This window comes from Scytonema sp. UIC 10036 (genome assembly GCF_009725235.1).
The window spans coordinates 16,970-40,395 of the sequence record NZ_WJFC01000087.1 but is presented as its reverse complement, the minus strand read 5'-3'; the positions used below and the strand labels follow the sequence as shown (position 1 = coordinate 40,395).

Genomic DNA, 23,426 nt, shown 5'->3' with positions numbered 1-23,426 from the left:
AGCTTCTCGTTCAGGACAAATACAAAACGCTCTACTCAGTTCTGGGGAAGTGGGTATGTGGTTAGGCATTGATTTTGGCACTTGTAATTCCAGTGCAGCCCTGCTACTGGATGGCACACTTAAACGGATTGCGGAACCTTTGAAGCATGACTATTGTTTCCCATCCAGCATTTTTGTCACAGCACAGGGGCAAATATTAGTGGGACACGCGGCGGAACACGCCCGTCAACAAGACCCCCAGCGATATTGCCACGAGTTTAAGCGAGATTTGGGTAGCGACACTCCCTATACTTTGGGTAACTGCCAACTGCTACCAGAAGAACTGGTGACTGAGGTGATCCGCAAGTTGAAAGTGGAAGCGGATCAGGTAGTCAAGGGGCGGGGGATGCAACCCCTCAGCGATGCCATTATTACTGTGCCAGCTACATACAAAGCTTACAAGCGCAAGATGATGCAAGAAGCGGGCATCACAGCAGGTTTTAGTCAAGTCGAGTTACTGGAAGAACCAGTAGCCGCCGCAATTTATTATTCTCGTCATGCACCCGTTGAAGAAGGTGAAATCATCTTAGTTTATGACTTGGGTGGTGGGACTTTTGATGCGACGCTGATTGAGAAAAGGGAGTCAGGATACAAGATTCTGGCAATGCCGAAAGGGTTGCCAAACTGCGGCGGTAAAGATTTTGACTGGGAAATTTATCAGCATCTCAAGCAGCAATGTAGTGAAGCTTTGGGGCGACGACTGGAGGATAAAAAAGATTGGCGCAATAAAGCCATTGTGGGCGATTTTTGTCGGCAACTCAAGCATCAACTGAGTGAGGCGGAAGAAGCACAAGTTTATATTCCCATTGGGGATGGGGAGTCTTATACTCTGACTCGGCAAGTTTTCAATGGCATGATTGAGCCTTTGATTGGTGAAACGATTGATTGTTGTGACCAATTGGTGAGGAGTGCGGGGTTAGAGTGGGGGCAAGTTAATCAAGTGTTATTGGTGGGGGGTAGTTGTCGCATTCCCTATGTGCAGGAAACTGTGGAAGGTAAATTTGGCAGACCGCATTTATTAGTAGATGAGCCAGAGTTGGCGGTTTGTTTGGGTGCAGCAATAGGCAAAGTTACACCTTTGCAGCTTCCACAACCACCACCAAGGCAATTGCAAATATCTCATCCTCTTTCTTCTGCGGAAGCTGAGATTATCAACCAAATTGATGAAGCTTTTGGATTGTCCCATGAAGCACAAAATCAAGAAGCTACAGTGGAAGATTGCCATCAACCCTCGATTTCGCAAGAGGATGATGTTCTACAGCAAATAAATCAGTTGTTCAGTTAACCAATTTCTTAGCAAAAATTCTCACATTTTTTATGTAAATTAGGAGGCAGTTATGTCTACGGTTCAAACATTTGATCGCAACATGATTAAAAATTACCTAGATTCCAAACAAAGTTGGAAATATTTGCAAGACCAAAACGGTAACTTTGTGGTTGAGTTTGCACGTGATGAAGATACAGGATGTGAATTATCTTTGTGGATGACTGTTGAGGGTGAAAACAAGTCAATTTACGCAGTTCGAGTTTATTCTGATAAGCGAATTTCCAAAAAAGATTGGGGACGTGCAATGAAGCTCTGTAATGAGTGGAATGCTCACAAACGATGGGGCAAAGCTTTTTTGCATATTAATAATCCTGATACTGATACGACTGCTCAGATTCTTGTTGAAGAAGAGATAGATTTAGAGACTGGAATTCACCAAGAACTACTCAATGATTTTACAAACACAGTCTTTGTGTCTGCTAATAACTTTTGGACTGAAGCTCATCAAAAAGGAGGTTTTTAAGAATAAATTGAGTTGATTGAATCAACTCAATTTTAACCAATACGGGAGATTTTGCTCTTTTTATAACAGAGTTGAATGACAAGTACCATAAACATAGCAGTAAAAACTAGATGCAAAATCTCCAGTTTTAAGTAGAATAGCAAATTTAAAGTTGATCGGTGCTTGACCAAAGCAATTGTACAGTTAGTAATTGATTTAGAATCTGGGGATGTTTTGCTCCTATTTAGTGATGGTTTATGGGAACACATGATGGAAGAAGAAATGCTCCAGGTTTTCAATAATCGGACATCAAAATCTACAAACTGCTGCCCAAAAATTAATGAAAATGAGACTGTAACAATGAGTTCCAGATAACGCCATATTTGTGTTTTTGAGCCTATACAAAACTGACACTTGAGGAGTGATGAGAGATGCTAAACTTTCTTTTAAATTCACCTGAAGAGCTACTTTCTCCTGGTACTAGGCTAGTAGGAGGAACATACATCATTAATAAGGTACTTGGACAAGGGGGATTCGGAATTACCTATTTAGCAAATGATTCCAAACTACAGCGTTCTGTAGCTATCAAAGAGTTATTTCCCAGGATGTTTGTCACTCGTCAGGGAAAGCAAGTTTCTCTCAGAAGTTCCACACAACCTTCAGATTATGAATATTTAAAAAAACGGTTTATTGAAGAAGCCCATGCCCTAAGCCGCTTCAATCATCCTGGCATTGTTAACGTCTACGCAGTTTTTGAGGAGAACAATACCGCTTACATAACTATGGAGTTTCTCAATGGCAAAACATTGCAGAAGTTGGTTAAAGAACAGGGAAAACTACCAGAAAAGCAAGCAATAGCATACATTGAGAAAATAGGTGAAGCGTTGACGATTGTGCATCAGGCAAACTTATTGCACAGAGATATCAAACCGGACAATATCATAGTCACTGATAATGGACGGGTCGTGTTGATTGACTTTGGAGCTGCAAGAGCCTTCGTCGCGGATAAGACACAACAGATGACAGCAATTTACACTGATGGCTATGCTCCTTTGGAGCAGTACGCAAGCAAGGCACGAACTGGTCCTTACACAGACATTTACGCATTGGGGGCAACGCTGTATTACTTGTTAACAGGAAAAGAACCAGTTAGTTCTCCCAACCGTAATTGCGGAGTGGAGTTGCCATCTGTACGGAAGCTGAATCCAGAGGTAAGTGACACAGTAGCACATGTGGTGATGCAGGCAATGGAGATGAAATATGAGCAGCGACCGCAGTCGGTGCGTGATTTCTTAAGTAAGCTGGTTGCCAAACCTGGACTAATAAGAATTTTGTTGAACATAGTGGGTTGGGTGATCGGCATAGGTATCAGTTTACTTGGTTTGCTAGGGGCGTTTTCTTATCCTATACCTGGCATACTGTTTATGTTGATGGACAGGCTTTCATTCCTCTCTATCCAATTCCCTTTTGGTTGAGAAGTTTGGTGGTAATTCTAACTTTTTTCCTCTTTTCCATATCGATGCCGTCTTCTGCGGCATGAGAAACAGTGCCGACTAGCAGCCCAATTCCTATCAAATGTCAACTATCTTTTTTGGCGCAGGTCGTAAACACATTATCTATTTTTATCGGAGAAATAATCTATGAAACCAGATAACATCGGTTTCTACGCCGATACAGGAAACGATTTTCACCAACAATTTGAGCCATTTGTTGCCGACCTGGATAATAATGGCACATTTGAAAGTATTGTCCAAGGCATTGACACAGACGGCGATAATATACCCGATACTTGGCTAGTGCAATCAGATACCAACAATGATGGCATTGCTGATGAAACTTTCTTAATTCAAGGTCTTGATAATAACAACGACGGTCAAATCGATGTTTGGCAAATTCAATCTGACATTGATAATAATGGCATTCCAGATGATATTTATCTAGTTGAAAATACTGCTGAATTAAATATTACAGATAACGAGTTTATTAGCGATGACTCGCAAATTATTGGCAATCCCGCCGATGATTTAGAACACTGGCATCAACAAACTTATCAAGATACTTGCGCTGTTTCCTGTCAAGAATTTATCCTTGATGATTTAACTGGACATGATTTCAGCGAAGACCAACTGCGTCAAGAAGCTTACGAAAACGGTTGGTACACCCCAGGTGGCGGTACACCAATGGAATGTATGGGCAATATTCTGCAAGTACATGGCGTGGAAGTAGAAAAAAATTACGGTGGCACGTTGGATGATATCAGTCAAAAACTGGCACAGGGAGACAAGGTAATGGTTGCTATTGATAGTGATGAAATCTGGAATCCCAATGGTATTGATGATGATGACTTACTCTCTAGTTTTGTCGGAATGCCGGGACAAGATGCTAACCACGCTGTGCAAGTGGTTGGTATTGATAGCAGTGACCCCAATAACCCAATGGTAATCCTCAATGATCCTGGGTCTGCTGGCGGTCAAGGAACGATGATTCCTGCTGATAATTTCCTTAATGCTTGGGAAGATAGCGGTAACTTTATGGTTGCAACGACTGGTAATGTTACTGATGGTACTATAGCTTCTGCTGCAAATATAGGTTTTGGTAGTCACAGTATTGGCGATAGTTCAGATGATTCTCAAGCAAGTTGGGATAGTTGGAATGCTCAACAAGCGGAAAATCGAGGCGATTGGGATAGTTGGAATGCTCAACAAGCAGAGAATCGAGGCGATTGGGATGCTTGGATGAGTGACTATACAGCAGGACTAGGCGATCCTGATTCAGCTGCTTTTTATGCCAACAGTGCAGCTAATCAATATGACCAAGCAGCTTCTTATGCAGAGAGTGCCATTAATGAGTACGCTCAAGCAGCTTCTTATACAGAGAGTGCCGCTAGCGCCACTGATTCGACCGTTTAATTTTCGCATACATACAAAAACTAATGACTAAAAAGTTCGTAGTATTCACGCAGCGTCTCGAAGAGAGGACTAAAGTCCTTACTACGTAACAAATCCACAATAGGTAAGGTTTTTATGCAAACAGTAGCACAACCTCAAGAAAATTCGACTTACCAAGAAAGTCAACCGACTAGTAAAACGGGTCAGTTAATTGTAAATATTCGTAAAACTCCCTTATTTCGTCAACTCATCCCCCAAGAGGCTGGTATTGGTTTGCCGATTCCTCTGCGTAAAGAGGGCAAGGTTTATGTCATCTTACCTTTATTTGGCTCGATAGTTAACAGGCAAGAAAAGGTGACATATATCTATCCACCTTTTAGCACGATTACTTTAGATTGGTCGAATCTCCAAGTTGTGGAATATGTGAATTTGCGCTTTCGCAACCCCGCACCTGAACTGAATTGGGAAGCAGAGGCTGGTATTTTCCCGCATCCGGCGGTATCTCAAATGACAATTGCTCAGTACAAAGAACAACGCCAAGAATTACTGACAATGTATGACAAGATGTTTGAGATGCTGGCTGAAGGTAGTGCTTTTCCTGATGAGTGGTGTAGGCGCTTTAGTGAGTTGTTTCACTTGTTGCTGGAACCGACTTTAGAAGCATATTATCGCGCTCTTGCGCCTAAATTCTGCGATCGCTTTCTTGGCATCAGTCAATAAAACCGTTGACTAGCGAACTATAGAACTTCTCAACCATTACAACATTAAAGAAAAGGATACTATGGCTTACCAACAACAAAAACAGAAAGTATTGCAATTATTCCAGTCTGCCCTATCCTTACCGCAAGTCTCGAAAAATGCAGATACAGAAAAACGCCTCAAAGAAGCAGAGACACATCTAGCCGAGGGGAAACTCTTTGTCGTCGTTTGTGGGGAGTTTAAGCAAGGTAAATCTAGTCTGCTCAATGCACTCCTGAATGAACCCGACCTTTTCCCTGTAGATGTAGATATTACTACTAACTTAGTAACTACTATCACTTATGGTCAGCGAGAAAAAATCACTGTTGTTGTGGGTGAAGCTGGAAAACAAGCAGCAAAAGAAATCCAAAGAAGTGAAATACCTGATTACGTTACAGAACAGCGCAACCAAAAAAACGCCCGCAAAGCAAAGTTATTAATCATTGAATCCCCAAACCCGCAACTTCGAGAAGGTTTGGTGCTAGTAGATACACCAGGGGTTGGCAGTCTCAGCGCTGAACATACAGCTGCTACCTATGCATTTATCCCTAATGCTGATGCCATTCTGTTTGTTAGCGATGCTTTCGCGCCCCTGTCTGCCAAGGAACTAGAATTCATTCAGGATACAATTGTCCCCCACTGCCAAAACTTGATTTTTGTTGTCACCAAAATTGATAAGGTGAGTGGTTATAAAACAGTGGTGGAGAACAACCTAGAAAAATTAGCTACTGTTTTAGGTCGTCCCAGCAGTGAAATTCCCATTATTCCCGTTTCCAGTAAACTCAAACTGGAATATCTGCTTTCTCAAAATACCGAAGACCTGGAAGATAGTCAATTTGCCTCATTAGAAACCCAACTTTGGCAATTGATCAGCCAACAGAGGGGTCAGTTATTACTGTTACGTGCTTTGAGCGAACTTGGGCGAGTAATTGCGGAAATTAAACAGCCAATTCAGGTAGAGTGGGAAGCATACCAGGAAAATAATCAGGAAAATTTAGATGCTTGGGAAAACCAGTTTCAGGATGCTAAACTGCGCTTGCAGAACCTATTAGAAAATAATGCTACTTGGCGAAGTCAACTCAGTGATGGACTTCAGGATATTCGCACCCAAATTTTAGAACAACTCCAGGATGGTTTTACAGCAATTCGTCGGCAGTCTAGTAAATATTTAGATGATCGCGTTCTGTTAGAAAGTCCAGAACAAATTGCCAGTCTTTTAGAAGCAGATATTGATTCTCTCATGTCTAACTTAGGACAACAATTGGGTTATTTATCTGCCAACTTGCAAGCGCAAATGGAGGCTGTAACTAACTTATCCCTCAATTCCTTCGAGGCTAGTTCTTTAGAACGGCAGAAGACTCAGTTTACCTTTGAAGATATCCAAGGAAAAAAACCAGGAATGGCAGGTAAGCTCATGCAAATGACGCGCAATGCCACTTTCAATATGTCGGCAGCTGGCACAATTGGAGGCGTTGCAGGAGCAGCAATTGGTTCACTTTTTGGAGGAGTAGGAGCGATACCTGGGCAAATTCTCGGTGCAGCAGTTGGAGGTACAATCGCGGGAATAGTTGGTCTAGTTTCTGGTGCAAAAGAAGGATTAGATCAGGTTAAAGAAAAAACTAAGCATACAGTTTCTATTGTAATTAAACAATTTATTGATGACAGTCAGATCCAATGTAGTCGGGCATTGAACAAAGCCATCAAAGAGTTAGAAACTTATTTGCGAGATGACTTCTTGGCACAGATTAAGCGGGAAAAAGATAATAGCGATCGCACTTTACGCTCTCTCCAGGATGCCCGTAAACTCTCCCAAGAGCAAGGTGTACAAAGGGCGAAGGAATTACAAGTCCAACTGGGACAACTCAACCAGGTACAAGCAGCTGTAGAACAATTAGCCAAAATTATCATTTCGTCATCGACAGCCGAGCTTTCTTCAGAAGCACCAACTCCCGCACCTCAAGCAACAGTTAATGACACACCTAAACAAACTGTGACTGCTGGTGCTGATAGTGGAGATTGGGCAAATGGATGAAATAACCTTACGCCAACAGGTGGATGAACTGTTTGCATCAGCCCTGAAGCGCACAGCTAATTTACCAGCACTCACCAACTTTCATAACCTATTGCAACAATGTCATCAGCGATTAAATCAACCAATGCGGGTAGCAATTGTGGGTTTGATCAAAGCTGGGAAGTCTACCATGATGAATGCTTTGCTGGGTGAAACAGTAGTAGCAACTGGTGCAGTGGAAGCCACTTTTAATGTTAACTGGCTACGCTATGGAGAAAAACCCTCTTTGCTGGTGCATTTTAAAGATAGTCGCCGCCCACCAGAACCTAAGCCTGTAGAAGAACTGGCGGCGCTGACTTTGCGGGCTGAGGAAAACCGGGATTATTTGTTGAGTATCAAATATATCGAGGTTGATTACCCAAATCCGATTTTGCAAACTTTTAACCTCATTGACACACCTGGTTTGAAGTCTTTCTATCAAGATGACTCTGTAAATACACTAAAATTTTTGCAATTACATGGTGATGAATTAACAGCAGTCACACAACAAGAAGCCAGCAATGCTGATGCCGTACTCTATCTGTTTAGTCACAGTTTTGGTGCTGAAGATAAATTAATTGTCGAGCAGTTTCAGGGGCCTGCTGTGGGTCAAGCTACACCGATTAACGCCATAGGTGTATTGACCAAAGTTGATGTTTATGATGTGCCAGAACCAATGATAGACGGACATAGAGTTGCTCGGCGGTTGTCAGCACATGGGCAGGTGACTAATCTTTTTTATACTATTTATCCCGTATGTGGACTTCTGGCTTGGGGAGCGCAAACCCTGACACCAGATGAATTTGCCATTTTGCTGGAGCTAACCCAAATTTCGCGATCGCGATTTGAGTCTCTGTTGCAAAATGTAGAACGCTTTGAGCAACGCGAGTATCCTGATATCCCCGTCCCACCAGAAAAACGGCGAATTTTGCTCCAACGATTAGGGCAATATGGCGTAGGTTTAGCTGACAAACTCATCCGTCAAGGAATCAACAATCAAGCAGATTTAAGCAACGAACTCCTCAAACGTAGTGGTGTCCCCGAACTGCGCGACTTGATTCTCTCCCACTTTGGACACCGGGCTTTTTTGATTAAACTCAGTACGGGATTGCGACAAATTGATACCGTAGCTTTTCAAGAACGTCAGCGATTGGGAGGGACGCTACGGCAGATTGTGGACGAGATTGCGGGCAAGTTTGAAGCCATAAACTCACAGGAACACGCTTTTAAAGAACTGGAAGTTTTGCGGAGTTATTACGAGGGGAAACTGGAATTTGATACCGAAGAAGTCAAACAACTTTTGCAAGTAACGGGTGAATACGGTACATCGTGCGGAGAACGTCTCGGATTAGACGATCGCGCCACCATTGCCGAAATGTTGACTACAGCCGCAGAACGCACCAGTTATTGGCATCAGAGGGCTGACGATTTCTTTGGAGGCGATCGCCAAACTCTCACAGCCGCAAAAGTCCTAGCTCGTTCCTATGACCGCATTCTCTACCGCGTCCAGAAAGCCAAAGAGTACCTAGAAATCTAAATTTTTTCTACTTTTATCGACCACAGGAACAGTTTTATGTATAGTAAATCCTGGTCAGAAGTTGTAACCAATTTATCAAAAATATTTCCTTGGTTTACCCAATATCACCAAGCACAGGAATTGGCGTTAACAGCAGAAGCGAGTGTACGTAGACTCAGCGGTTTATCACTAACTTCCTCAGATGAACGTGACATTATCTCTGTGTTAAATTCCACCTGCTTATTACTCGATCGCTTGGTGGAAAATCCCCAACTTCTGCAAACTGATCAAAAGCATACCCCCGTCGTCACTGAGCAAATAACAGCAAAGGAAATTCCTCTGCCTACAGTCGAAGCTCTTGTAGCTCCAGAAATTATACCTGAAGTACCAACCCTAGAAATTGCCCCAGAACCAAAACTATCAGCCACAGGTGAAGAACTAATTAAACTGCGGGATTGGGTATTGTTAGCAAAAACAGGCGGCGCAGCGCCCAAAGCAGAAATGTTGGAGGTTTTGTATCAAAAATTAGGGCAAATTCTGGCAAAGGAAGGCGTTACACCTATAGAAGAGGTGGGTATTTTTAATTACGAACGACAGCAGGTCATATCTACGCAAGCCACAGATGATTCAGAGAAACAAGACTGTATCTGTGACACTGTACGCCCTGGCTACTTGTTTAATGGCAAACTGATCCGCCCACAGGAAGTAATTATCTACACATTTGATGCCTCCGACTCTTCAGTAGAAAATTCAGTTAATTAAGCCCAAAATGAAGAGGGAAAAATTATGCACTTAGGTATCGATTTTGGCACTTGCTATTCCAGTGCTGCAAGGAGGCGAAGAGAAGCAATGAGATGGGTTAATAAATTCCTGAGGCTTATGGTTGTTATGTTGATGCTAATTAGCATTGCTGGTTTTGCAGGCACGAAGGATTGTTTCGCGCTCTCATCCAACACAATTTTAGCAGAAAATGTTAGTTTCCAAATCCAATCAAATGGAACAAAGCAACAACTACTGAAACAAGTCAAAACTACAATTCGTTCGCTTGACAAATATCAGCAGCAAATTGAAAAATTGAAACAAGATCTTTCTACAGAAGCAAGTAATTATTATCAAGACTTAAGTCAGCAATTGTCTGATATCCGAGTTGAATCCCATGAAAAATTAGTGAGAAAATGTCAAGAATATATTGGAACTTGTGATTTATTAGAACGAACGGCAATTCTCAGACACGATCTAGCTTGGATTGAGGCTAGATTAGAGAATATCTCTAAAACTTTTGGTTATTTGCAACAAAAAGAATGGCGGCTATCCCATTTTCTTAAAACCGATACACCAGTTTCACCAGAAGAGCGAGATGAAATCTACAGTTTGATTGCTAACACCAAATTAATTATTGATATGCAAATTCCACTTACAGATGGAATGGAGCTTGGCAGATTAGAACAGGAAATCTTTAACCAGTTAAGAAAAACCTGAAAGAGCAATTATGATGTTAGAACAAAAAAAGAAATATAATTCGGTGCAAATCAAAAATATCTCGAAAAAATATGCTGTTTATCGAGATGCTATTCATGCTTTGCTATACGAACATCCAAAAGGTGTTTCAGAAGCAGAAATTGTCAGTCAATTAGAAATTTCCCAGTCAGACTGTCAGGAATTGCTATATTTTGGCGAGTTCCATCGGCAAGAGATTCATGGAAATGTCGATGAGCGGGGTATTTTGTACAATACTCGTAAAACTGACCCTCCCGCTCATTCCTTAGAATACGAGTTACAAATTCTCAAACAAAATAGACATCCATTATTAAAATTTGTGATTCGTTTTGCTTTGGTTTTGCTATTGCTACTGGTAATAGTGTTTTTTGTTTATCCATATCTAAATAGTTCTCATAATTCAGCAATTGCATCTCTCAATCACCGCATTGAGCAGATAAAACTAACTGCCACTAAATTCAAGTGCGAGTGGTACTGGCGTTCAGGAGACTCTTGTTATGTTAACGGTCGATTATTAACTAAAACTCAGTTTCAGCAAGAGTTTAAGAATTTCTTGCAATAAAGTTTACAACATTCAATTCAATTATTTCTGCTGTAAGTAAGCAACTATGCGTTTAGGAATAGATTTCGGAACTTGTTACTCTAGTGCTGCCTTACTACTAGATGGTAGCCTCACTGCGATCGAGAACCCCCTGCAACCGGGTTACTGCTTTGCCTCTAGTGTATTTTTAACCGCACAGGGAGAAATTCTAGTAGGGCAAGCGGCGGAAAACTCCCGACAACAAGACCCGCAAAGATATCGGCGTGAATTCAAGCGGGATTTAGGCAGTTCCGACCCCTACACTTTGGGTAATCGTCCGATGTTACCAGAAGAATTGGTGACTGAGGTAATCCGCAAGCTGAAAACCGAAGCCGAAAAGGTGGTCAAAGCATGGGGAGAGAAATTCCTCAACGATGTGATTATTACCGTACCTGCTACATATCAAGCATATAAGCGGCAAATTATGCAGGAAGCTGGGATAAAAGCCGGATTTACTCAAGTTGAGTTATTAGAAGAACCAATCGCCGCCGCCATTTATTACTCCCATCACTCCCACGTCAGGGAAGGAGAAATCATCCTAGTTTACGACTTAGGAGGCGGCACTTTTGATGCCACACTGATTCAAAAACAAAATTCCGGTTACAAAGCCCTCGCTATGCCGAGAGGATTGACCAATTGTGGAGGTACTGACTTTGACCGCGCAATTTATCAGCATTTGAAGACTCAGTGTAGTGCATCTCTGCGTCAACAACTCGATGCCAAAGAAGCATGGTTAGCGAGAGCAATTGTATCTGATCTGTGTCGTGACCTCAAGCATCAATTGAGTGAAGCACAAGAGGCAACGATTTATATCCCAATGGGTTTGGGTGCGGTTGAGCCTTACTCCCTGACTCGACAAGCATTTAACAGCATGATTGCACCGTTAATAGACGAAACTATTGATTGCTGCGACCAATTGTTGAGAAGTGCGGAGATTAAATGGCAGCAGGTTGACGAAGTGTTACTGGTGGGGGGTAGTTGTCGTATTCCTTATGTGAGAGAGGTTGTAGAGAGGAAACTGGGGCGAGATGCTTTACTGGTGGATAAGCCAGAGTTGGCAGTGTGTTTGGGCGCAGCGATTTATGAAATGCGGCAACCTTCTAGACTGCAAGATCCTACTTCAACATCTGCTGATTCCCAAGTTGTTGCTAATGTACCTACAATAGTTGAGATTAAAGAGCGATCGCCCTACATTGAGCAACCTGAAAAGCCAATTATTATCCCAGATCAATCTACCCCTGCTAATATAACCTTTGAGGTACTAGCTACAGTTAAGGTGAATGACAAATGGGGTTACATTGATCGCACAGGTAAATTTGTCATCCCACCTCAATTTGATTATGCCAGACCGTTTTTCGATGGGCTAGCGAGGGTTGAGGTGAATGGCAAATATGGTTATATTGATTCCACTGGTAACTTTGCTATCTTACCTCTATTTGATTATACAGACCCGTGGTCGTTTCTCGACTTTTCAGAAGGTCGAGCTACAGTTAAGGTGAATGACAAATGGGGTCACATTGATCGCACAGGTAAGTTTGTCATCCCACCTCAATTTGATGATGCTGATTCATTTTCAGAAGGGCTAGCTGCTGTTAGGATGAATGGCAAATATGGTTATATTGATTCCACTGGTAAGTTTGTTACTCAACTGATATTTGATAATGTTTATTCATTTTCAGAAGAGCTAGCTGCGGTTGGGATAAATGGCAAATATGGTTATATTGATTCCACTGGTAAGTTTGTTATTCAACCTGTTTTTGATCGTATTGATGTTTATCCTAATCGTTGTAACGGTGTAACTTTGAGTAGGGGTCTTGAGTCTTCATTTTCAGAGGGACTAGGTAGAGTTAAGATGGATAGCAAATATGGGTACATTGACAGTACTGGGAAAATAATCATTTCACATCAATTTGACTTTGCTTCTCAGTTCTACAAGGCAGAAAAAATAATCCGGACTGAAGCAGATAAAATAAAAACGGAAGTAATAGTAAAAGCTGAAACAGATATAATAACTGAACCAGAATCGGTAAAGTTATATTTTTCAAAATTATTTCAGCATTTGAGAAATAAGGAATTTGAATATTCTGTCAATGTTAGTTACAGTAATTACCTTCTTAGGTGTGTAGCTAATAAAATTGAAAATTTTCCTCAATTAGGAGGTATGTTTACACAAAGACATAGGATAGTTATTGCAATAACTTATCTAAATGCTCCAACCTTTGAAACTTGGAAACAATTCGTTGATAGTTGTAATACTAATAATTTTGTAGATAGGCTAATTAACTTCAGAGATAATGCAATATTTGACAGGATTGCTTTTTATGCACCCATTGCTGTTGTCGAAGAGCTTAATTCGCCTCTTGCATTGAAAATTGTTAAGGAAAAACCCCTTTACAGACAGTTTATCAAACAGCAGGAGTCTTCGCCTTATCAAAAAGCTATATATACACTCCCTGGAATTTATGAGATAAAATCCCAACAGGTTGTACTTGCTGAAGCAGGTACTTGGTTTGAGCCGATCAAATTCACCAAACAGAGAGACAAGATAAAAGAAGCTCTCATGTGTTAAATATTTATTGTGTATAATATCAAAACTATGAGACTGGGGATTGATTTTGGCACTTGCTATTCCAGTGCTGCACTACTATTAGATGGTGTTCTCAGACCCATCAAAGAACCACTCAAATTAGGTTTCTCTTTCCCTTCTAGTATCTTTGTCACTAAACAGGGAGAAATTGTTATTGGTCAAGCCGCCGAAAACCAACACCGCCTTGACCCGACTCGCTATTGTCGTGAGTTCAAACGGGATTTGGGTCAAACAGTTCCCTATCAATTAGGCAATTGGCAATTCTTACCAGAAGACTTGATTAGTCAAGTGATTCGCAGGTTGAAAAGCGAAGCGGAAACAATGGTTAATTCTCCCCTAACAGCAGCAATTATTACTGTCCCGGCGAGATATCAAGCTTATAAAAGACAAATGATGCTCAAAGCTGCAAAACAGGCAGGATTTACAGAAATCAGTTTGCTAGATGAACCTTTAGCGGCAGCTATTTACTATGCTCAAAAAGGTAGCGGTGGACATCGTTTAGAGGAGGGAGAAAATCTCTTAGTTTATGACTTGGGTGGAGGGACTTTTGATGCAGCATTAATTCAAAAGCGACAGAATGGTTATAAAATTCTTTCTCCCCCTGTCGGTGATGAAAACTGTGGGGGTATCGACTTCGATCGCCAAATTTATGCCGACCTCAAGCATCATTTTGCAAGTGACCCTGTAGGAGAGTTAATCAATTCCCAACGGCGCGATTTAGAAGCTTTACGCACTCGATTAATCGTCGCTGATTGGTGTCGAGAGTTCAAGCATCAATTGAGTGCAGTTTCTGAGTATGAAGATATCCTGCCTATTGGAGGCTCATCCCAAGTTTATCACCTCAATCGACTGGCATTTGAAGACATGATTACACCATATATTGACCGCAGTTGTGAGTTGTGTCAGCAGTTGGTGAGACAAGCAAATCTTTCTTGGGATAAAGTAGATCGCATTTTATTAGTGGGTGGTAGTTGTCGCATTCCCTATGTTCAACGCCGATTAGAACAAGAGTTTAATTGCAAGGTCATTCGTGTTGATGAACCAGAATTAGCTATCTGCTTTGGGGCAGCAATTTATGGTGCAGAAACATCAACAAAACCTAAGGAAATTCAGCAAAACAACCAACCAGTTGAACTGCAAGTAAAATCTGAAGAATTAAATCAGAATAACAGACAATTTGAACGGGAAACAAAATCCGAGAAATTTGACCGGAAAAATAGACAAGCTGAACTCGAACTAAAACAAGAAAAACAGCGCCAAGAGGAAGTGAAAGCCTATTACACTCAGGCTAATACTTGCTATCAGCAAAAAGACTTTCAAAAAGCGATCGCTCTTTACACCCAGGTCATTCAGTTAAATTCCCGTAGTGCTGAGGCTTATGCTAAACGTGGCAGTTCCCATTATATGTTAGGTGATTTTCAAGGAGCGATCGCAGATTACACTGAAGCAATAGCTTTAAGTCCCAACCATGCGACAACCTACATCAACCGAGGCAATGCCCGTTGTATGATAGGCGATTTACAAGGAGCAATAGAAGATTGCGAGCGGGCAATTCAGATGAATTCTAACTCTGCAAGTGCTTATGCTAATAGGGGTAACGCTCGTTCTGCTTTAGGTAATTTGCAGGGTGCAATGGAAGATTACCAACAAGCACTCAACATTAATCCTAATTTTCCCGAGGTTTTCCAAAACATGGAAAAGGTCAAGTTGCAATTGAAGAACCAACCACAAAACTCAATATGAAAGTCCATAATTTCTTAATATTTATTTGAACTAACAATAGAGTATTTATTTTTTTATGAACGATCTACCAAGAGAAAAACTGCATGAAATTATTATTCAGTATGGTCGCTCTATTTATGATGATCTAAAACTCTGTGAAGCATTGTTGCGAGATTTTTGCGGTCAGTATCGAAAGGAAATATCTGTGTTAGTGACAGCCCTGAAACAAGGAATTGTCAATGAATTGCTGAGGTCATCAAACTTACCACAGGAAGTTATATTGACCAAGCTGACGAAAAAATTAGAGTCTGATGTAGGGCTTGCTGCTGATGCTGCCCGTTGGGCTGTGGAATCGTGGGCGCTGGTATTAGGAGTAACTTTTTCTTGTCAAGTGAATCAAGTTGCACGCTTGTTTCCATCTCTTTTTCCCTGTTTCCTCATTAAGCAGCAACCAAACTTTACATTTTTCTTGTCCTTATCTTGCATAAATCCCTGTTTCCATCCTGATGGACAAGTGAAAAAATAAATGCTCTGGGAGCAGAGGAGAAGGAAATGATTGCAATATAACTCTGAATTGGTTTCATCCTCACAAGTTCCTCACAAATTTGTCTTTATCATTGATTGTCAATCTCCAAATTTATCTTTTGGGGAAATATTCAACATGAATTCTTGTCATTAATTTTGACAATTAAACAGTCAAGTTACAAGTTAAAAAATGTTGCTCAGTTATTGTTATAAAATATGGCTTCTGAGAGGATATACCTAAAACGATTACCTAGGAGATTTGTCAGAAATAAAAAATAGAAATTTTGATAAAGGAGGCATAGAGTATGGCAGGTACGAGACCTGGAGGCGAATTATCAACTCGCCCATTGCACTTTGTTTGGATTTGCGACTGTTCTGGCTCAATGTCTGTTGGCGGGAAAATCCAGAGTTTAAATAATGCCATCAGACAAACAATACCATTAATGCGAGAGGCTGCGGACGATAACGCCAATGCACAGGTATTAGTTCGCGCTATCAAGTTCTCTGATGGAGCGCAGTGGCATGTTTCTCAACCCACACCTGTAGAGAATTTTGAATGGACAGATTTGACTGCTGATGGAGTGACGGATATGGGTAAAGCACTGTCTTTGGTGGCAGAACAGCTAAAGATACCGCCCATGACTGATCGCGCTTTACCCCCAGTTTTAGTGCTGATTTCTGATGGCCAACCCACTGACGATTTTGGCAGTGGACTCAAAAAACTCATGGAACAACCCTGGGGAAAGAAAGCAGTGCGAATTGCGATCGCAGTGGGACAAGATGCAGATTATGAAGTGTTGCAGAAATTTATTGGTAACCCCGAACTCAAACCCCTTCCTGCCAACAATCCTGACGATCTAGTCAAGCGGATTCGATGGGTTTCTACCGCAGTTGTGAAGTCTGCCTCTTCTCCAGCTAGTCAACAACAGGGTGCTATGGCATCGTCGATGAATGTCCCAATCCCTCTAGTTCCGGAAACGGTGGTTGATATAGGCGCGGATGTGTGGTAGAGGAGGAACTCTATGGAAAACAGAATAGACACACCAGAATGGCGATGCATCGGTGCATCAGTTCTAGGAGCCTCCCATGAGCGGACTAACCTACCTAACCAGGATGCTATCCAGTGGTATCCAAATTTAGGCAAAGGGCCACCATTAATTCTGGCAGTCTCCGATGGGCATGGCAGTCCGAGAAATTTTCGCAGTGATATAGGTGCAAAAGTTGCAGTTGACACAGCGACAAGAGTCTTCAGGGAGTTGTTTGTCGAGGGTGATTTAGGGAAAGAACGGGATAAAGCGATCGCCATCAAAGACATAGCTCAAAATTTCTGGTTGCCTCAAAAACTAGTGCGTGATTGGAAGGAAGCAATTAAGAAGCACTGGCAAGAAAACCCAGCGTCCGATACCGACCAAGCATGGCAGCGAGTTGTAGAAAAAGATGGTCAGCCAGCTGTTGCTGCCATTCAGAAACATCCCGAAATTGCCTATGGAGCCACTCTCTTAGTTGTTTTGGTGACAGACTCCTTCATTCTTTACTTGCAACTGGGTGATGGTGACATTCTTTGTGTGGACTCCAAAAGCAAAGTCACTCGACCTATACAGCGAGATCCCAGGCTAATAGCCAACGAAACCACCTCACTTTGTATGCCTGATGCTTGGAAAGAGTTTCAAATTGTTTTGCAGCAATATCCCCAAGGGGAAGCAGACAAGATGCCAGCTTTGATCCTGGTATCTACAGATGGCTATGCCAATTCCTATTCCACAGAGGAAGAATTTCTTAAAATTGGTCAAGATTATCTGCGGATGATCCGAGGGGAAGGAACTGAGCGGGTAGCGCGAAAACTAGAAGAATTCCTGAAAGAGACTTCCTCTGGTGGTAGTGGAGACGACATTACACTCGGCATCATCAGCCGAGTTGAGCAGGGTTATAAAGATGAGGAATTAAAGCGTATGAATAGCTTAGAAAAAAATGTCTCAGATTTTGACACTAAAATCAGTCATTTAGGTAGTAAACATAATTCACTGAGCAAGGTGGTTTCTCGACACGGGCAGTTATTAATTGTGGCTTTTTTTTTAGCGATCGCTAACATCGCCTTTAGCTCCTTGCTTTTTTTTCGCATAAATCATCTAGAAAAACAGCAAAAAGCCTTTGAACAGCATTTAACTGACGTACAACAGAGTTTGCAAAATACCCAAGAGCAATTACAAAAACTAACTCAAAATCAAAACAAGCAGCCAGTAGCAAAACCACAAACAACCTCCCAGCAAAATAGACAAAGGTAACGATAAAAATTATCACCAGTAGCAAACCAATGGCTCATCCAAAAGTCGTCATTGTCATGGCAAGATGCAGCCACTCCAAACAAGGCTTCGGTATTCGTGTTGAAGAAAAATCCTCCCAACATTGGGTTGCAGATTGGGCATTTGCCATCAAAGAAGCAGCAGCCAAGCGAGAAGGTTATGACCGCAGTGAAATTGCTGGCAGCTTTGAGATTGATGCAGCCTACCCTGGCTGTCCTCACTGCGAAGAATCAAGTTTTGTGAAGTGCGGCTCCTGTGGCAAAGTCGCTTGCTGGGATGGAAAGCGCACAACTCATACTTGCCCCTGGTGTGGATGCAAAACAGAAATTAGCGGTTCAATCAAAAACTTGAGTGTGGGAAAAGACCTTTGAACGATATACCACGAGAAGAACTCCACAAAATCATTGTCCAGTATGTAAAACCTTCCTTACCAATGAAGGCCAATATTTCTTTTCCCGACAATGATGGTGATTATACATTAAACCTTACATGCCCTTCTGATGAAGGGAACCCAACTTGACGTTAAGAGGCAAATATTATGGCAGTACAAAATCAATTCAAGGCTTGCTTAAAACAAATTTCCCCTCCTATTACTGGACAAGCTCAATATCAAATTTTACCCAATCAAGTAACAGTAATTGGACGAGAGCCAAACTGTCAAATTGTGCTAAATTCCGCACATTATCAAGGGGTTTCTCGTCGCCATGCAGAAATTCGTCCATTAGGATCTAACTGTGCCAACGGTTTACCGCTTTTTCAGATTTGTGATTTGGGCAGTGCAAACGGTACTTATGTTAATGGTCAGCTATTACAAGGATGTCACAGTTTGCAAGTAGGCGATCGCATCAAACTTGGTCAACATGGTCCCGAATTTATCTTTGAATGTCAGTCTGCTTATGGGGTGATGCCATTACCAGATCCTCAGCTTGCGCCACCCACAGTATATGAGTATGGCTCTTCGCCTCCTCCAACTTATCCAACAGCAGTCCCGCCACCGTCACAACCCAATTCTATTCTTTGGAAAACCTTAGCAGGAATTGCTGCTGGCATTGCTGTGATCTATTTAATTAATAATTATCGGCCTACACCACAGATAACTTCACGCCCAACTACTGCATCTTCGGGACAAACACAGGAACCAGCACCAGCAACAACTTCTACTCAAGAAAATTCAGGTGTGATTGTAAAAGGAGCAGAAGTATTTGATCGGTACTTTAACGTTGGCGATCCCAAACGTCACGAAGATGTGACAATTACAAACAAATCCTCAGGAGAGGAACATCAAGCAGATATTTTAGTTTCTGATGTAGAAGCAAAGGGTAATTTTTCTACTTCAGAAGTCAAATTTGTAGTGCATTTTTATGATGCACAAGGTAATCAAGTCGCTAACCCTAAGGGTCTTCATTATAAACCAGACCCCCAACAGTGGACAGCAGGCACAAAAAGTACAGTTTGGTTTGAATTACCGCCTCGAAATGTCAGATCACAGGTTAAAGTGATGTCCTTTGAACGTTAACTTAACTACTGCACGAATAAATGTTTGTAGGTTATTCCAATTTTGAATTACTAACCATGACAGGCTCACAAAATTACAGAGCATTTTTACAACAAATATACCCCAATGCCACTGGACAGGGACAAACTCATTATCCACTTTCAAGCAACCAATCAATTATCATTGGACGCGAAGCTGGTTGTCAGATTTTGCTAGACTCTAAACATTACAAAGGGGTTTCTCGGCGACATATAGAAATTCGCCCTTTGGTGTCTCAGTCTACAAGTGGTATGCCTCTTTGGCAAGTCTGTGATTTGGGGAGTGCTAACGGCACTTATGTTAACGGTCAACGCTTGCAAGGATGTCAAACTTTGCAAATAGGCGATCGCATAAAACTTGGTTTGCATGGCCCCGAATTTATCTTTGAATGTCATGTCAATGCACCAGTCCCCCATGCGCGTCCTTTGGCAATCCAACAAAGTGATTCGGCGTTGCACCTGAGCCAAATTTTTCCGATAGTTTCCACAAAGCAGGATTTACTCAAGAAAGCTTACCTGATACCGGGTGTAATTACAATTCTCTTAGTGGTGGGATTGTTTAGTTCTATTGGTCAACCTCAAACTTTCAACGCTCTGTTAGCAATCTATCTAACTGTTGCAGGTTACTACTTTATATATAAACTCAGTGGCAAACCTAAGCCTTGGTGGTTGCTAGCAGGTTCAGCTTTGTCCACCATCTTGATTTTACTTAGCCCAATTTTATCTTTATTTATCTTTGTTTTTCGTGAAATCCTTCCAGGTGAAATATCCAGAGGTGAAAACGTAGATTTTTTTACCGTACTACTTAGGATGTTTTTTGGTGCAGGCTTAATGGAAGAATTACTCAAAGCCTTGCCAGTATTTGCCCTGCTGTGGCTAGGAACGCAACTTAAATCACCTTGGCGAGAGCGAATAGGCGTGTGGGAACCCTTAGATGGTATTTTATTGGGGACAGCTTCTGCAGCTGGTTTTACCCTCTTGGAAACTCTGGGACAGTATGTACCTGGGATAGTTCACAATGTAGCTGCTCAAGCAGGAGAAGGAGCAGGAGAACTGTTCGGCATACAGTTATTAATTCCGAGAATTATCGCTTCAGTCGCCGGACACATGGCATACAGTGGTTACTTCGGTTATTTCATCGGTTTAAGTGTACTGAAACCTGCTAAACGCTGGAAACTCTTAGGAATTGGCTATCTAACCGCATCAGGGTTGCACGCACTTTGGAATGCATCAGATGCAATAGGTAAATTAGTCACAGCCGTAGCAGGAGTTTTGGCTTACGCATTCCTCATGGCAGCTATCCTCAAAGCCCGTCAACTTTCACCCACGCGATCGCAAAACCAAGCCACTCGTTTTCATACCCAGAACTATCCCTAAATCATGCTGTAGTTCTTCCATGTTGGAGGTTTAACTATGACACTAGCCAAAAATATTACTGCCCGATTTGATAAAGCACTGCGGTTTGCCATTTGGGGAGGAATTGGTGGTGCGATTGGTGACATAGTGAGTGAGCCTTTTCTGGGAGTTTACCGTGGCTCAAACTCGCTCATTGAGGAAATGATTCATTCTAGTTTATGGTTTGGCATCATTGGTGCAGGCATTGCCGTATCATTGTTAATCGCCTCGGCTCAGTATTTGAAACGGGGGTTGCAGATTCAGCAAGCCCTGCAAGATGGGGTATTACTGGGTTTTGTCGCCGGTGCGATCGCTGGTGCTATTGCCGAATACACATACCTCAGTGTGGGACCGACAGAATTTTTACGAGTGATTTGTTGGGGAATTGCTGGCGGCTTGCTGGGATTAGGCTTGAGTTTTCGGATTCCCAACTTAGGGCGATCGCGTGGTTTAGGAGGCGGTTTAGCTGGTGGTTTATTAGGTGGGTGTTTATTTGTTTTCTTCGCCGTTGTCAATCATACGTCATTAATAACAGGTCGTTTAACTGGCTTTTCTGCGATTGGATTTTGCATTGGTTTAATGATTGCGATCGTCGAAGCCACATTTCGAGAAGCTTGGTTACAAATTCACTACAACCCCAGAGAAGTACGGACAGTTAGCCTTGGTTCTCAACCTGTCAGTATTGGCGGCGACCCCAATCTCTGCACAATTTACGTCCATAATGCACCACCAATGGCGCTGCGTTACCAACTTGATCAAGGACAAATCCTGTGTGAAGATATACCAACAGGCACTACCCATCCACTTCAGCCAGGGGATAAACAAACCTTGGGAACAGTGACAATTGTTCTCTGCACTGCCAATTCCTTACCACAACCAAACATATCTGCTCAAAACTCCCCCAAAACTGTACCTCAACCCCCGCATCATTTTTCTTTGCACGTCAAATATCAGGACATTCCCCTCACCGATGGGGCGCAGTTAACGGGAAAAGAAATTCCCGGTTTAGAACCGCAAGTAGCTGGTGGTGTAGTAGCACAGGTGAATAATAACCCCCAAGACCCAACTATTTTGGGATTAAAAAACTGCTCACACCGAGTTTGGACAGCAACACTCACCAGTGGCGAGCAAAAGCAAATTGAATCCGGGCGCAGCATCAAACTAGCTGCGGGTACAAAAATCAACTTCGGTTCAGTTGTAGGAGAAATCAGATCATGAATGATATACCCAGACAAAAACTCTGTGAAATTATTATTCAATATGGTCGCTCAGTGTGCGACGATCCCCTACGTTTAGAGGGACTGTTACGCGATTTTTGTGGACAGCATCGACGGGAAATCTTCATTTTGGTCAGCACCCTCAAAGAAAAAGTGCCTGCGGAGCTTTTATCATCAAAAAACAGCGTACCGCAAGAGGTTTTGTTAGCAAGACTGAGCAAGCGCATTCAGGAGAATCTTGGTTTTGCTGAGGACACTGCGCGTTGGGCTGTGGAGTCTTGGGCTTTAGCCCTTGGAGTTTTGTCCAGTACAACTTCTCACCAACAGAAGCCACCCGAACTATACCCCCCATCTTTTCCTAACCTTAAATTTGATGAGCAAGGATTGGAAACAGAAGAGAAAAAACCTTCACCCAAATTATTACAAACTACCCTTCCAAAACTGCCTACAATTCCAAAAAATAGATGGAAAAAAGCCTTACTTACTGCGGGTGGAGTTTTGTTATTGGGATTAGGAGTAACTCAAATTTATGGGTATTGGCAGGCAGGTTATCCGCGCCTTCAATGGCTCTTGAAAACGAAAAATTGGGCAGATGCTGATATGCAAACGACGGACATTATGCTGCAAGCTGCCAACCGGACAAAATTTAGCTACCTTACTCCAGAGTCTATACAAAATATATCTTGTGAAGATTTGAATAAAATAAACAGACTTTGGGAAGAAAATAGTGATGGACGTTTTGGATTCCGTATTCAGAATCAAGTCTGGAAGACTATTAAAAGTCAGTCCCAAAATGATACGGCTCTTGATATTTTCTTTCGTCGGGTTGGTTGGCTTTCAAAAGAGGATAATGTACTTTGGTTAACCTGGAACAGAAAAAATATTGAGTCAAATGCTCCCAAAGCACACCTTCCTCTTGGCTGGTTAGTCCAGGTAGACTCTGCTGATGGAAGTTTTGCATCGAGTGGTCAAACCATTAAGAAAACCCACCTTAACAATATGAAAGGGCTATTTAAGAGGCTTGATATTTGTGGATTATAAACATTCAATTTTATCTATAAATAGAAGGT

General features: G+C 42.0%; 20 protein-coding genes. All 20 read left to right on the top strand.

Annotation, left to right across the window (positions count from 1 at the left end; all coding sequences use genetic code 11):
- Positions 1-55 precede the first annotated feature (55 nt).
- Positions 56-1,324 (top strand): Hsp70 family protein, encoded by a 1,269-nt coding sequence (locus F7734_RS32730; RefSeq protein WP_155748716.1) that lies wholly within the window; start codon positions 56-58, stop codon positions 1,322-1,324.
- Between the two features lie 52 nt (positions 1,325-1,376).
- Positions 1,377-1,829, top strand: coding sequence for a YbjN domain-containing protein (locus F7734_RS32725; RefSeq protein WP_155748715.1), 453 nt, complete (start codon positions 1,377-1,379; stop codon positions 1,827-1,829).
- 410 nt (positions 1,830-2,239) lie between these two features.
- Positions 2,240-3,283, top strand: coding sequence for a serine/threonine-protein kinase (locus tag F7734_RS32720; protein ID WP_155748714.1), 1,044 nt, complete (start codon positions 2,240-2,242; stop codon positions 3,281-3,283).
- Between the two features lie 165 nt (positions 3,284-3,448).
- Positions 3,449-4,717, top strand: coding sequence for a hypothetical protein (locus F7734_RS32715; protein WP_207714272.1), 1,269 nt, complete (start codon positions 3,449-3,451; stop codon positions 4,715-4,717).
- A gap of 114 nt (positions 4,718-4,831) precedes the next feature.
- Positions 4,832-5,416, top strand: coding sequence for a hypothetical protein (locus F7734_RS32710; RefSeq protein ID WP_155748713.1), 585 nt, complete (start codon positions 4,832-4,834; stop codon positions 5,414-5,416).
- Between the two features lie 61 nt (positions 5,417-5,477).
- Positions 5,478-7,466 carry a dynamin family protein gene (locus tag F7734_RS32705; protein WP_155748712.1) on the top strand — a complete coding sequence of 663 codons (1,989 nt, stop codon included), beginning with the start codon at positions 5,478-5,480 and terminating at the stop codon, positions 7,464-7,466.
- Positions 7,459-9,021, top strand: coding sequence for a dynamin family protein (locus tag F7734_RS32700; RefSeq protein ID WP_155748711.1), 1,563 nt, complete (start codon positions 7,459-7,461; stop codon positions 9,019-9,021). Before F7734_RS32705 ends, F7734_RS32700 begins: the two co-directional genes overlap by 8 nt.
- Before the next feature lie 36 nt (positions 9,022-9,057).
- The gene (gene grpE, locus F7734_RS32695) at positions 9,058-9,762 is read left to right on the top strand and encodes a nucleotide exchange factor GrpE (RefSeq protein WP_155748710.1); all 705 of its coding nucleotides are present in this window, start codon (positions 9,058-9,060) and stop codon (positions 9,760-9,762) included.
- A 24-nt stretch (positions 9,763-9,786) separates the two neighbouring features.
- Entirely contained in the window at positions 9,787-10,479 is a 693-nt protein-coding gene (locus tag F7734_RS32690; protein WP_155748709.1) for a hypothetical protein, read from the top strand.
- Between the two features lie 10 nt (positions 10,480-10,489).
- On the top strand, positions 10,490-11,059 hold the full coding sequence (locus F7734_RS32685) for a hypothetical protein (RefSeq protein ID WP_155748708.1): 570 nt from the start codon (positions 10,490-10,492) through the stop codon (positions 11,057-11,059).
- Between the two features lie 46 nt (positions 11,060-11,105).
- Positions 11,106-13,646, top strand: a complete 2,541-nt coding sequence (locus tag F7734_RS32680; RefSeq protein ID WP_155748707.1) for a WG repeat-containing protein — start codon at positions 11,106-11,108, stop codon at positions 13,644-13,646.
- 27 nt (positions 13,647-13,673) lie between these two features.
- Entirely contained in the window at positions 13,674-15,407 is a 1,734-nt protein-coding gene (locus tag F7734_RS32675; RefSeq protein WP_155748706.1) for an Hsp70 family protein, read from the top strand.
- 55 nt (positions 15,408-15,462) lie between these two features.
- Positions 15,463-15,912, top strand: a complete 450-nt coding sequence (locus tag F7734_RS32670; protein ID WP_155748705.1) for a hypothetical protein — start codon at positions 15,463-15,465, stop codon at positions 15,910-15,912.
- A gap of 304 nt (positions 15,913-16,216) precedes the next feature.
- Positions 16,217-16,921, top strand: a complete 705-nt coding sequence (locus F7734_RS32665; RefSeq protein WP_155748704.1) for a VWA domain-containing protein — start codon at positions 16,217-16,219, stop codon at positions 16,919-16,921.
- A gap of 12 nt (positions 16,922-16,933) precedes the next feature.
- Positions 16,934-18,193 (top strand): PP2C family serine/threonine-protein phosphatase, encoded by a 1,260-nt coding sequence (locus F7734_RS32660; protein ID WP_155748703.1) that lies wholly within the window; start codon positions 16,934-16,936, stop codon positions 18,191-18,193.
- A gap of 29 nt (positions 18,194-18,222) precedes the next feature.
- Positions 18,223-18,582, top strand: a complete 360-nt coding sequence (locus tag F7734_RS32655) for a TerY-C metal binding domain-containing protein (RefSeq protein WP_155748702.1) — start codon at positions 18,223-18,225, stop codon at positions 18,580-18,582.
- 167 nt (positions 18,583-18,749) lie between these two features.
- Complete coding sequence (locus F7734_RS32650) at positions 18,750-19,727, top strand: FHA domain-containing protein (RefSeq protein ID WP_155748701.1); 978 nt, start codon at positions 18,750-18,752, stop codon at positions 19,725-19,727.
- 56 nt (positions 19,728-19,783) lie between these two features.
- Complete coding sequence (locus tag F7734_RS32645) at positions 19,784-21,121, top strand: PrsW family glutamic-type intramembrane protease (RefSeq protein ID WP_155748700.1); 1,338 nt, start codon at positions 19,784-19,786, stop codon at positions 21,119-21,121.
- A gap of 36 nt (positions 21,122-21,157) precedes the next feature.
- Positions 21,158-22,357: a hypothetical protein gene (locus F7734_RS32640; RefSeq protein ID WP_155748699.1), complete on the top strand. Its 1,200-nt coding sequence runs from the start codon at positions 21,158-21,160 to the stop codon at positions 22,355-22,357.
- Positions 22,354-23,397 carry a GUN4 domain-containing protein gene (locus tag F7734_RS32635; RefSeq protein ID WP_155748698.1) on the top strand — a complete coding sequence of 348 codons (1,044 nt, stop codon included), beginning with the start codon at positions 22,354-22,356 and terminating at the stop codon, positions 23,395-23,397. The genes F7734_RS32640 and F7734_RS32635 overlap by 4 nt, the downstream gene beginning before the upstream one ends.
- Positions 23,398-23,426: the final 29 nt, after the last annotated feature.